At 74.3% G+C, this 10,530-nt stretch carries 4 protein-coding genes; 3 read left to right on the top strand and 1 reads right to left on the bottom strand.

Translation table 11 applies throughout. The annotated features are described in order from the left end of the window. Positions 1-3,028, top strand: a 3,028-nt coding sequence (locus tag Q7T67_RS06920; protein ID WP_304787385.1) for a UvrD-helicase domain-containing protein, incomplete at its 5' end; no start/stop codon positions are given. A 77-nt stretch (positions 3,029-3,105) separates the two neighbouring features. Here the strand turns inward: Q7T67_RS06920 and Q7T67_RS06915 are convergent. Beyond that, entirely contained in the window at positions 3,106-4,101 is a 996-nt protein-coding gene (locus Q7T67_RS06915) for a YihY/virulence factor BrkB family protein (RefSeq protein WP_304787383.1), read from the bottom strand. A 269-nt stretch (positions 4,102-4,370) separates the two neighbouring features. Here Q7T67_RS06915 and gltB point away from each other — a divergent pair, with 269 nt between their 5' ends. Continuing rightward, positions 4,371-8,996 carry a glutamate synthase large subunit gene (gltB, locus tag Q7T67_RS06910; protein WP_370695369.1) on the top strand — a complete coding sequence of 1,542 codons (4,626 nt, stop codon included), beginning with the start codon at positions 4,371-4,373 and terminating at the stop codon, positions 8,994-8,996. Continuing rightward, positions 8,996-10,480 carry a glutamate synthase subunit beta gene (locus Q7T67_RS06905; protein WP_304787380.1) on the top strand — a complete coding sequence of 495 codons (1,485 nt, stop codon included), beginning with the start codon at positions 8,996-8,998 and terminating at the stop codon, positions 10,478-10,480. Before gltB ends, Q7T67_RS06905 begins: the two co-directional genes overlap by 1 nt. The last annotated feature ends 50 nt before the right edge of the window (positions 10,481-10,530 follow it).

Genomic DNA, 10,530 nt, shown 5'->3' with positions numbered 1-10,530 from the left:
GCTGCGGGCGCTGGTCGCCGCGGCGGAGCCCGCCGCCGCCGAGGCGCGGGCCGTCTTCGACGAGGGCAAGGCGACCGAGGCCGCGCGACGGGCACTGGACCTCGTGCTCGACGCGGTCTCGAACGTCCTGGGCGACGTCGGCGATCCCGAGGCGCCCGGTGCGGCGCTGCCCCCCGCCGCGGTCCTGGCGGGCTGGACCATGCCCACCCGCGCGCCGAAGGTCGGCAAGGGCCCCGCGGTCGCCGCCCTGCGCGACGCGATCGAGGCCGCCGCGGAGCTGGCCCGCGCCGTCGAGGTCCTGCCCGGGGCCGAACGCGACCTGCGGCTGCGCGAGGCCCTGCTCGTGGCGACGTCCCGCGCCTACCGCCGGATCAAGCGCGAGCGCGCGGTCATGGACTTCGACGACCTGCTGCTCGCGCTGCTCGCCCTGCTGGAGCGCCGGCCCGACGTCCAGGCGCGCCTGCAGGCGCGCTTCCGTCAGGTCCTGGTCGACGAGTACCAGGACACCAACCCGGTCCAGCTGGCCCTCGTCCAACGGCTCTCGACGCCCGAGGCCCGGTTCCAGGTCGGCGACCGCCTGCAGGCGATCTACGGCTTCCGGCACGCCACCGTCGCCGGCTTCGACGCCGCGGCCCGGCGCGCCGAGGCGGGCGACGGACGGCTGCTGCTCGACGAGACGTTCCGCTGCCCGACCGGCGTCCTCGCGCTGGCCAACCGCCTGGGCGCACCCGGGCACGACGGCTACCAGCCGCTGGTCGGGGGCCACGAACGGGTGCCGCAGGACACCCGGGAGGCCCCGGCGGTCGAGGTCCACGTCCTCGCCGAGGACCCGCGGCCCGGACCCACGCGGAGCACCGGCACCGACGACGCGGGGGAGGACGAGGTCGCCGCCGGCGAGCCCGAGTACGTGGCGGGCCTCGTGGCCGAGCTCGTCGCCGCCGGGCGCAGCGCCGCCGACGTCGCGGTCCTCGTCCGCCGGACGGCGCCCGTGGCGGCCCTCGAGCGCGCCCTGCTGGAGCGCGGCATCGACGCCGTCCCGGTCGTGGCGAGCCCGCTCCTGCGGACGCTCGAGGCCCAGGAGCTCGAGGCGTGGCTCCGGGCGGTGGCCAACCCGCTCGACGACGCCGCGCTGCTCGGCGCGCTGCGGCTGCCGACCGCGGGGGTCGACGCCGACGGGCTGGTGCCGCTCGCGGCCGAGCATCGCGAGGCCCTGACCCGCGCCCGCGAGGCCCGCACCCCGCCACCGCGGCTCTGGGACACCCTGCGCGCGACGGGGGCGATCGGTCATCGGCCCGTGTTCGTGGTGCCCGACGACGCCCGCGACGAGCTCGACCTGCAGACGATGGCCCTCGTCCGCCACCGCGGTCTGTTCCGGCGCTCCGGCCCGGCCGCCCTGCTGGCGGACCTGCGGGCCAACGAGGCGTACCGCTCGGCGATCCTCGCGCGCCCCGGGGGGCCGCGCCGCTGGGCGGTGGTCGAGGCGTTCGTGGCCTGGGTGGAGGACCAGGAGGCCCGCGGCGACGACCTCCCCGGGGTGCTCGCCCGGATCGCGGCCGACCGCGACGGGCCCGACGCGCCGGTCCTGACCGACGGCGACGCGGTGCGGATCACCACGGTGCACCGCTCGAAGGGCCTCGAGTGGCCCGTCGTCGTCCTCTGCGACCTCGGCTCGCCGATCAACGCCTCGCGCGCCGGCATCCTGCTCGACGCCGACCCCGACAGCGAGCTGGTGGGTCTGCGGACGAGCGCCGGGGGCGAGCCGGTCCGCCTGTGGGACTACGACGCCCTGTCGTCGGCCGCCGATCGCGCCCAGGCGCAGGAGGAGCGACGGCTCGTCCACGTCGCGGTGACCCGTGCGAAGGAGCGCCTGGTCCTCTGCGGCGCCTGGCCGCGGGCGAGCGAGGGCAGCGGCGCGGAGCGGGTGGTCCTCGAGCGTCTCGACGAGACCCGGGCGCTGGCGGGCGTCCCCGACGAGCACGACCTCGCCCCGCGGACGGCGCCCCTGCGCTGGCTGCTGCCGCTGACCGTCCCCGTCGACGCGTGGCCGGCCGTCGGCGCCGAGGCGACGTTCGAGGTCCACGACCCGACCGGGCGGATCGCCGTCCCCGCCGCGGTCCGGCTCGTCGTCGCCGATCCCGCGTCCACCCCGGCCGCCACCGTCGGCGAGGCCCCGGCGCCCGGACCGCCCGCGGAGCCCGCGGGGCACGCCTGGGACCCCGACCGGGCGGGCCACGCGCCCGAGCCGCCGCCGGCCCTCCCGCTGCCGGACCCCGTGTCGTATTCGGCGCTGGCGGAGCGCCTCGGTCTGGAGCATGACCCCGGCGACGTGCGCCACGACCGGCCCGCAGCGGACGAGGAGCGCACGGACGACGACCCCGCCGGGCTGCCGGCCACCCCGCCCCCGACGCTGTTCACGACCGCGGCGCTGGACGCCCGCACCCGCGGGGTCGCGGTCCACGGCCTGCTCGAGGCGCGCCTCCGCGGGCCCGCACCGGCGGCCGCGACCGGCACCGCGGCGACCGGGGACGACGTCCGGGCGGTGCTCGCCGAGGAGGCCCCGGGCCTGGGGGCGCTCGACGCCCACGACGCCGACGCCCTGCGGGCCATGGCGTCCCGCCTGGAGGCCACCGCGGTCGCGGTCCGGGCGCTCGCGCTGCCGCCCGGGCGACGGCACGTCGAGCGACCGTTCCTCTTCGACGTCGGGGCCGGGCGCCCGCTGGTGCAGGGGGTCGTCGACCTGTGGCTCGACGCGGGCGACGGACGCACCACGATCGCCGACTGGAAGACCAACCGGCTCGGGGGCCGCGCGCCCCGGGCGATCGTCGAGCGCCACTACGGGCTGCAGCGCGACGTCTACGCGCTGGCCGCGCTGCTGGCCGGGGCGGAGCGCGTCGACGTGGTCTTCGTCTTCGCGGAGGCGCCGGAGGACCCGATCGTGGAGTGGTTCACCGCGGCGGACGCGGACGTCCTGCGCGACCGCGTCGCGGCCGAGATCGACCGGGCGGGCCGGGTCGGCGCCCGGCCCTGAGCCCGCGCTGCGCCGCCCGCCCCCGTCGGGCCGTCCCCGCCGGGCCCGGGCCGGTCGCGGACCGGACCGCGGGCCGCTCAGCGCAGGTCGTCGGTGTCGTCGTCGAGGAGGTCGTCCTCGAGGGGCACGCCCATGGCCGCGGGCGGCGCGCCGCGCAGGAGCCGCGTGCGCTCCGTCTCGGCCTCGACCTGCGCCCCGAACAGGAACGCGGCGGAGGAGAGCCAGAGGTAGAAGAGCAGGACGACTGCGCCGCCGAGCGCGCCGTAGGCGCTGCCGTAGCCGGCGAACCGCACGTAGCCGGCGAACCCGAGCGTCGCCGTCATCCAGACGACGAGCGCCGTGAGCGTGCCCGCGGTGAACAGCCGCAGCCTCGGCTCGTGCATGTCCGGGGCCCGCGCGTAGATCAGGCCGATCACGAGCAGCAGGGCCGCGAGGCCGACCGGGATCCGCAGGACCTGCCAGACGATCGGGGCGTCGCCGAGCCCGAGCGCGTCGAAGACGCCGTCCGCGATCGAGCCGCCGAGGACGAAGAGGATCGCCGCGAACGCCATCAGCACGATCGCCAGGACGGCGGTGGCCACGTCCGCGAGCTTGTGACGGACGAAGCCGCGGGTCTCGGGAACGTGGTGGACGACGTTCAGGGCCCGGCCGGCGGCCGCGAAGGCGCCCGAGGCGCCGTTCAGGGCCAGGACGATCGAGATCGCCAGGGCGATCGACGCGCCGCCCTTCGCCTGCTGGAGGGCGTTCTCGATCAGCCCGCGCACGGCCTCGGCGCTGTCGTTCGCCGTCGCGCTCGACGTCCGGTCCGACACGAGCGAGGAGAACTCGTCCGCGAGGGTCCCCGGCAGCGAGTCCGCCCCGAGCAGCGTCAGCAGCGCCGCCGCGACCAGGAGGATCGGGACCAGGGAGAGGACGGAGTAGTAGGCCAGCGTGGCCGCCCAGTCCGTCATCCCCTGTGAGCGGAACGCCTCGAAGGCCCGGACGAAGACGCCCCGCCAGGCCCGGCGGTCGAGGTCGACGTCCCTGAGCGGGCGCAGTCGTGCCGGTCGCCCGTCGTCCGCTTCGGAGGCCATTCCTGAGGAACGTACCCGTGCCGGGACGCGGCCATCCCTCCGGCCCGGGCCCCCGGGCCCCCGGTCCCGGCCGCGTGCGCCGTCATCGGCCGCGGTGCGGGCACGGCCCCCGTGGGCACCCCGGCGGCGCGACGGCGGTCCGGGCCCCGAGCTCCTCCGGACTGGATCGTCGCCGGTCTGGGTGTAGAATCCGCCGTTCCCTCCGGGTCGCTTTGCCGCCCACCCCGGACCGCTCCTCGGGCCCTTCCCGCGGTGCACCTCCCTTGCCTATGACCCGATACACCCGTCTTCCCGTGGCCGCAGGCCTCTACGACCCACAGAACGAGCACGACGCGTGCGGCGTCGCGATGGTCGCCCGGCTGGACAACGAGCCGCAGCACGAGACGCTCGTCCGGGCCCTCACGGCGCTCGAGAACCTGGACCACCGCGGGGCCGCCGGAGCGGACGCCCGCACGGGCGACGGCGCGGGCATCCTCGTCCAGATCCCGCACGAGTTCCTGCGCGCGGTCGTGGACTTCGAGCTGCCCGAGCCCGGCTCCTACGCCGTGGGCATGTGCTTCCTGCCGCGGGACGAGACGGCGCGCCGCCGCATCGAGGAGATGATCGAGCGCAACGTCCGCACCGAGGGCCAGCGCGTCCTGGGGTGGCGCGACGTCCCGGTCCGCGAGGAGGAGATCGGCACGACGGCCAACGCCGCGCGCCCGTACTTCCGGCAGATCTTCATCGAGGCGGGCCCCGGGTTCGACCACGACCAGGACGCCTTCGAGCGCAAGCTCTACGTCATCCGCCGCATCTGCGAGCTGGCGACGCCCGAGTTCTACGCGTCGACGTTCTCGTCGCGCACCCTGGTCTACAAGGGCATGCTGCTGTCGGCCCAGGTGCCGGCGTTCTTCCCCGACCTGCAGGACGAGCGCTTCAAGTCCGCGATCGCGCTGGTCCACTCGCGCTTCTCGACGAACACGTTCCCCAGCTGGGACCGCGCGCACCCCAACCGCGTCATCGCCCACAACGGCGAGATCAACACCCTTCGCGGCAACATCAACTGGATGCGGGCCCGCGAGTCGCAGCTCGCCTCGCACCTGTTCGGCGGGGACATCGGCAAGATCAAGCCGGTCGTCCGCCCCGGCGGCTCGGACTCCGCGACGTTCGACAACGTCCTCGAGCTCCTCATGCTCGCCGGCCGGTCGCTGCCGCACGCGGTGATGATGATGGTCCCCGAGGCCTACGAGGGCCGGGACGACATGACGCCCGAGCTGCGCGGCTTCTACGCGTACCACTCGCTGCTCATGGAGCCGTGGGACGGCCCCGCCGCCGTCCTCTTCACGGACGGCCGCACCGTCGGCGCCACGCTGGACCGCAACGGGCTGCGCCCGGGCCGCTGGGCGCAGACGAAGGACGGCTGGATCATCCTGGGCTCCGAGGCCGGGATGCTCGACATCCCGCCGAGCAACATCGAGCGGCTGGGGCGCCTCGCGCCGGGTCAGCTGTTCCTGGTCGACCTCGAGGCCGGCCGCGTCGTCTCGGACGCCGAGGTCAAGAAGCAGGTCGCCACGCAGCGCCCGTACGAGGCGTGGCACACCGACCAGGTCGTCCACTTCTCCGACCTGGAGAAGCGCACCGCGGTCCACGAGTCCGGCCAGCACCTGCGCCAGCTGCAGCAGGCGTTCGGGTACACCCAGGAGGACGAGCGCGTCCTGCTGACCCCGATGGCCTCCGGCGGCGCCGAGCCGATCGGCTCGATGGGCAACGACGCGGCGCTCGCGGTCCTCTCGGACAAGCGCCCGCCGCTGTTCAGCTACTTCAAGCAGCTCTTCGCCCAGGTCACGAACCCGCCGATCGACCCGATCCGCGAGGACATCGTCATGTCCCTGTCCTCCTCGATCGGCGGCCAGCGCAACCTGCTCGAGGAGACGCCGGAGCACGCGCACCACCTGGTGCTGAAGCACCCGATCCTGCGCAACGACGAGATGGAGACCCTCCGTCAGGTCGACCAGGGCATTTTCAAGTCCCACACGCTCGACATCACCTGGCCCGTCACCGACGGTCCCGAGGGCATCCTCAAGCGGCTGGCGAACGCCTGCGACGAGGCCTACGACGCGATCCGCGCCGGGCGCAACGTCCTGATCCTGTCGGACCGCGCGGCCAGCGCGTCCCGCGTGGCGATCCCGTCGCTGCTGGCGGTGGCGGCCATCCACCACCACCTCGTGCGCGAGGGCGTCCGGCTGGAGGCCGGCCTCGTCATCGAGTCCGCGGAGCCGCGCGAGGTCCACCACTTCGCGACGCTCCTGGGCTACGGCGCGGCGGCGATCAACCCGTACCTGATGTTCGACACGGTCGACGACCTCGTCGCCAAGGGCCGCATCCCCGACGTCGACGACGTCACGACGGCCCAGAAGAACGTCGTCAAGGCCATCGGCAAGGGCCTCCTGAAGGCGATCTCCAAGATGGGGATCTCGACGATCGCGTCGTACTCCGGCGCCCAGATCTTCGAGGCGGTCGGCCTGCACGCCGATCTCGTCGACCGGTACTTCACCGGCACCGCGTCGCGCATCGGCGGCGTCGGGGTCGAGGTGCTCGCGCAGGAGACGCTCGAGCGCCACGCCCGGGCCTGGATCCTCGACGCCGAGAACGATCCGACCGAGGTCGGCGCCCGCGTCGAGGCGCTGCTGCCGGTCGGCGGCATGTACTCGTGGCGGCGCGACGGCGAGCACCACATGTGGAACCCGACGACGATCTCGCTGCTGCAGCACGCGGTCCGGGTCGGCGACCGCGACGCGCCCGACGACGAGGCCCGCACGAAGTTCCGCGAGTTCTCCGACGCGAGCAACGGCAACGCGACCCGCAAGGCCACGCTGCGCGGCCTGATGGCCTTCGACACCGACGGCGTCGAGCCCGTGCCGCTGGAGGAGGTCGAGCCCGCCTCGGCCATCGTCAAGCGGTTCGTGACGGGCGCCATGTCGCTCGGCTCGATCTCGACGGAGGCGCACGAGAACCTCGCCATCGCGATGAACCGCCTCGGCGGCAAGTCCAACACCGGCGAGGGCGGCGAGGACCCGCGGCGCTTCACGCCCGAGAAGAACGGCGACCGCAAGCGCTCCGCGATCAAGCAGGTCGCGTCCGGCCGGTTCGGCGTCACGTCGCACTACCTCGCCAACGCGGACCAGCTGCAGATCAAGATGGCTCAGGGCGCCAAGCCCGGCGAGGGCGGCCAGCTGCCGGGCCACAAGGTCGACAAGTACATCGGCTCCGTCCGGCACACGACGCCGGGCGTCGGGCTGATCTCGCCGCCGCCGCACCACGACATCTACTCGATCGAGGACCTCAAGCAGCTGATCTACGACCTGCGCTGCGGCAACCCCGAGGCGTCCGTCTCGGTCAAGCTCGTGTCCGAGGTCGGGGTCGGCACGATCGCCTCCGGCGTCGCGAAGGCCGGCGCGGACCACATCGTCATCGCCGGCCACGACGGCGGCACCGGCGCGTCGCCGCTGTCGTCGATCGTCTCGGCCGGCGTGCCGTGGGAGATCGGTCTGGCCGAGACCCAGCAGACGCTGCTGCTCAACGACCTGCGCTCGCGCGTGAAGGTCCAGACGGACGGCCAGCTCAAGACGGGCCGCGACGTCGTCATCGCGGCGCTGCTCGGCGCGGACGAGATGGGCTTCTCGACCGCCCCGCTGATCGCGACGGGCTGCATCATGATGCGCGCCTGCCACCTCAACACCTGCCCGGTGGGCATCGCGACCCAGGACCCCGAGCTGCGCAAGCGGTTCAAGGGCACCCCGGAGCACGTCGTCAACTTCTTCCTGATGGTCGCCGAGGAGGTCCGCGAGATCCTCGCGGAGCTCGGCGCCCGCTCGATCGACGAGATCATCGGGCGCAGCGAGCTGCTGAAGGCCGACGAGGCGGTGGACCACTGGAAGGCGCGCGGCGTCGACCTGGCCAACCTGTTCCACCGGCCGCAGCTCGCCGAGGGCGCGACGCTGCGGGGCGTGAACCCGCAGCTGAAGGGCCACCTGGACGACCACCTCGACTGGAAGCTGCTGCCCGACGCCCTGCCCGCCGTGGAGCGCCGCGAGGCCGTCGAGCTGACGTCGCGGATCCGCAACGTCGACCGCTGCGTCGGCGGCATCATCTCGTCGCGGATCGCCACGGCGCAGGGCGCCGAGGGGCTGCCCGAGGGCACGCTGAAGATCGCGTTCTCCGGCTCGGCGGGCCAGAGCTTCGGCGGCTGGCTCGCGCCGGGCGTCGAGTTCTCCCTCTCGGGCGACGCGAACGACTACACCGGCAAGGGCCTCTCGGGCGGCGTGCTGTCCGTGACCCCGCCGGAGTCGGCGACCTACGTCGCCGAGGACAACCAGATCGTCGGCAACACGGTGCTCTACGGGGCCACCGAGGGCCGGGCGTTCTTCCGGGGCCGGGCCGGCGAGCGGTTCGCGGTGCGCAACTCGGGGGCCTCCGCGGTCGTCGAGGGCGTGGGCGACCACGGCTGCGAGTACATGACCGGCGGCCGGGTGGTCGTCCTCGGCGAGGTCGGACGCAACTTCGGTGCCGGGATGTCCGGTGGCTTCGCGTTCGTCCTCGACGAGGCGGGCACGTTCCGGCGCAACGTCAACCCGACGATCGCCGACCAGCTCGAGGACCCCGACGAGGCCGACCTGATCGAGCTCCGCGACCTGGTCGCCGAGCACCGCGACCGGACGGGCTCCGCCGTCGCCGAGCGTCTGCTCGGCGACTGGGACCACGCGTCCTCGCGCTTCGTGAAGGTCTTCCCCGCGGACTACCGCCGGGTGCTGGAGCAGCTCGCGCACGAGGAGGCCGCCGTCGGCGCCCGCGCGGCGGAGCAGGAGACGACGGAAGCCGTAGGGGCCCCGCAGACGACCGACGAGGAGCAGTACTGATGGGCGAGCTGGGCGGGTTCCTGAAGGTCGACCGGTCCCCGGTGCGGTGGGACGATCCCGCCGAGCGGGTGAACCGCTACACCGAGTTCATCGCGCCGCGGCCGGTCGAGGAGGTCCAGCAGCAGGGTGCGCGCTGCATGTCCTGCGGCGTGCCGTTCTGCCACAACGGCTGCCCGCTGGGCAACCTGATCCCCGACTGGAACGACCTCGTCTACCACGGGCGGTTCCGCGAGGCGATCGACCAGCTCCACGCGACGAACAACTTCCCCGAGTTCACCGGCCGCGTCTGTCCCGCTCCGTGCGAGGCCGCCTGCGTGCTGGAGATCAACGAGGGCGACGCCGTCACGATCAAGCAGATCGAGAACACGATCATCGACCGCGCGTGGGCCGAGGGCTGGGTCACCGCGGAGCCGCCGGCCGCCGAGAGCGGTCAGACGGTCGCCGTCGTCGGCGGCGGTCCCGCCGGGCTCGCCGCGGCGCAGCAGCTGCGCCGCGCCGGCCACGCCGTCACGCTGTTCGAGCGCGACGAGGCCGCCGGCGGCCTGATCCGCTTCGGCGTCCCCGACTTCAAGATCGAGAAGCACGTCGTCGAGCGTCGCGTCCAGCAGCTCGTCGACGAGGGCGTGACGCTGCGCTGCGGCGTCGACGTCGGCGTCGACGTGACGGTCGAGGAGCTGCGCGAGCAGTTCGACGCGGTCGTGCTGGCGATCGGCTCGCGGATCCCGCGCGACCTGCCGGTCGAGGGCCGCGAGCTCGACGGCGTGCACTTCGCGATGGAGTTCCTCTACGAGCGCACCCGGTGGGCGCAGGACGACCAGGGCGTGCCGCACCAGGCGCCCCGCCCGGAGCCGCGGGGCATCAGCGCCCGCGGCAAGCACGTCGTCGTCATCGGCGGCGGCGACACGGGCGCCGACTGCGTCGCGCAGTCCATCCGCGAGGAGGCCGCCTCGGTCGTCCAGGTCGAGCTGCTGCCCGAGCCGCCCTCGTCGCGCCCCGACGACCGGACCCCGTGGCCGCTGTGGCCGCAGAAGTTCCGCCTGAGCTACGCGATGGAGGAGGCCCGGGCCATCGGCAAGGGCGTCCAGAACTTCTCGGTCGCGACGCTGGGGCTCGACGGCGACGACCAGGGCCGGGTCGCGAAGCTGCGCTACGCGCAGGCCGAGCCGGCCCCGCCGTTCAAGCCGGTCGAGGGCACCGACCGCGAGCAGCCCGCGGAGCTCGTCCTGCTCGCCATGGGCTTCCTGCACCCCGATCCGCTCGTCATCGACGCCCTCGGCCTCGACAAGGACGCGCGCGGGAACATCAAGGCCGCGACGTACGCGACCTCCGAGGACGGCGTGTTCGCCGCCGGCGACTGCCGGCGCGGTCAGTCGCTGATCGTCTGGGCGATCAACGAGGGTCGCCAGTGCGCCCGCGTCGCCGACCGGTACCTGGCGCAGAAGGCGGGCCGCCGTGCCCGCCCCGCCGCGCTCTCGGGCACCTGAGCGCGACCGTCCGGCGCCGGTCGGCGGGCGTCCTGCCCGGCGACCGGCGG

The sequence above is a fragment of the Patulibacter sp. genome, from assembly GCF_030655195.1.
Taxonomy (GTDB): Bacteria; Actinomycetota; Thermoleophilia; order Solirubrobacterales; family Solirubrobacteraceae; genus Patulibacter.
Note: the sequence above shows the minus strand (reverse complement) of the source record. Positions and strands in the feature narration are given on the sequence as shown.

Bases quoted from the DNA above. Each gene is read 5' to 3' on its own strand.
- gltB (WP_370695369.1), top strand. From the start codon at position 4,371: ATGACCCGATACACCCGTCTTCCCGTGGCCGCAGGCCTCTACGACCCA.
- Q7T67_RS06915 (WP_304787383.1), bottom strand. From the start codon at position 4,101: ATGGCCTCCGAAGCGGACGACGGGCGACCGGCACGACTGCGCCCGCTC.
- Q7T67_RS06905 (WP_304787380.1), top strand. From the start codon at position 8,996: ATGGGCGAGCTGGGCGGGTTCCTGAAGGTCGACCGGTCCCCGGTGCGG.